Consider the following 1,144-nt stretch of genomic DNA (forward strand, 5'->3'; position numbering starts at 1 on the left):
ACCATACTCGACGTGGGCGAGGTGCATATCGGCAGCCATGTGCTGCTGGCCCCCAACGTGCAGATCTACACCGCCACCCACAGTACGGAGTATCTGGAGCGGCGCAACTGGGCCGCTTACAGCAAGCCGGTTCACATAGGCGACGACTGCTGGATCGGTGGTGGCGCCATCATCTGCCCCGGCGTCACCATAGGAGCGCGATCCATCATAGGCGCCGGTGCCGTGGTCACCCGCGACATACCGGCAGACTCGGTAGCGGTGGGCAACCCCGCCAAGGTGATCCGCACCCTGACCCCGGATGCCCACCGTAACAAGGAGCTGGCACTGTGATCTGGCTTGCCCTGCTCCCCCTGCTCGGGACGGCCTGGCTTGGCCTTGCTGACGCCAACTGGTGGCCGCTGGCCATCGTCACCGCCATGAGCCTGCTGACGGCGCTGGCCTATGCCCACGACAAGCGGCAAGCCATTCGCGGTGGCTGGCGCATTCCCGAATCCCGCCTCCACCTGCTGGAGCTGTGCGGCGGCTGGCCCGGGGCCCTGGTGGCCCGTCACTGGCTGCGCCACAAGACCCAGAAGGGCAGCTACCGACTGGTATTCTGGTTTATCGTGCTGTTGCACCTCACCCTGTGGGGACTCTGGCTCGGCCGACCACTCTGGCAAGGGATTTAAGGAGCGCCAGGGCACCAGCACTACGAGCGGCCAGACAATCAAAAGAGTGAGGCGGTTTGTGCATCGGCACGGCCCTGAGCTGAAGGCTCATACTTCCTACCAGCGCGGGCATTGCGACCCATCCCGGCGTATGAGACAACAAAGGGCCTGCAAGGCAGGTTTTCTCGCGTGTTTATCGACAAGGAGTCACCCATGACCATGTGGACAGGCATAGTCCTGATCGTCTTTATCAGCATGCTGTTTGGTTATCTCAGCAAGCGCGCCCGCTATCAGCTGGGAGATATCCGCATCACGGATCGCCTCGGCAAACAGGATGTGCTCATCAAGGAGCTGCAGGAACGGATTGCCAATCTGGAAGCCATCGTCATCGAAGAGGAGAAGCGCCGCCCGTTCAAGAATCTGTGAAGTGGCAGCCACGGCGGCAAACCGGCCAGCCTGGCGCTGCAAGGGTTTGCCGCTTCTCCCGCCCCCCTTCC

General features: G+C 62.6%; 3 protein-coding genes. All 3 read left to right on the forward strand.

Annotated elements, in window-relative coordinates:
* Positions 1–330 (forward strand): sugar O-acetyltransferase (locus AAC083_RS21610; RefSeq protein ID WP_146181546.1); only part of this gene is annotated, 330 nt, incomplete at its 5' end.
* Complete coding sequence (locus tag AAC083_RS21615; RefSeq protein ID WP_108535568.1) at positions 327–668, forward strand: DUF1294 domain-containing protein; 342 nt, start codon at positions 327–329, stop codon at positions 666–668. The genes AAC083_RS21610 and AAC083_RS21615, both read left to right, overlap by 4 nt.
* A 192-nt stretch (positions 669–860) precedes the next feature.
* On the forward strand, positions 861–1,073 hold the full coding sequence (locus tag AAC083_RS21620; protein ID WP_042038728.1) for a hypothetical protein: 213 nt from the start codon (positions 861–863) through the stop codon (positions 1,071–1,073).
* Positions 1,074–1,144 lie beyond the last annotated feature (71 nt).

This window comes from Aeromonas sp. HMWF014 (assembly GCF_963878295.1).
Classification (GTDB): Bacteria; Pseudomonadota; Gammaproteobacteria; order Enterobacterales; family Aeromonadaceae; genus Aeromonas; species Aeromonas popoffii.

Excerpts from the sequence above, each read along its gene's own strand:
- AAC083_RS21620 (WP_042038728.1), top strand. The coding sequence starts at position 861 with ATGACCATGTGGACAGGCATAGTCCTGATCGTCTTTATCAGCATGCTG.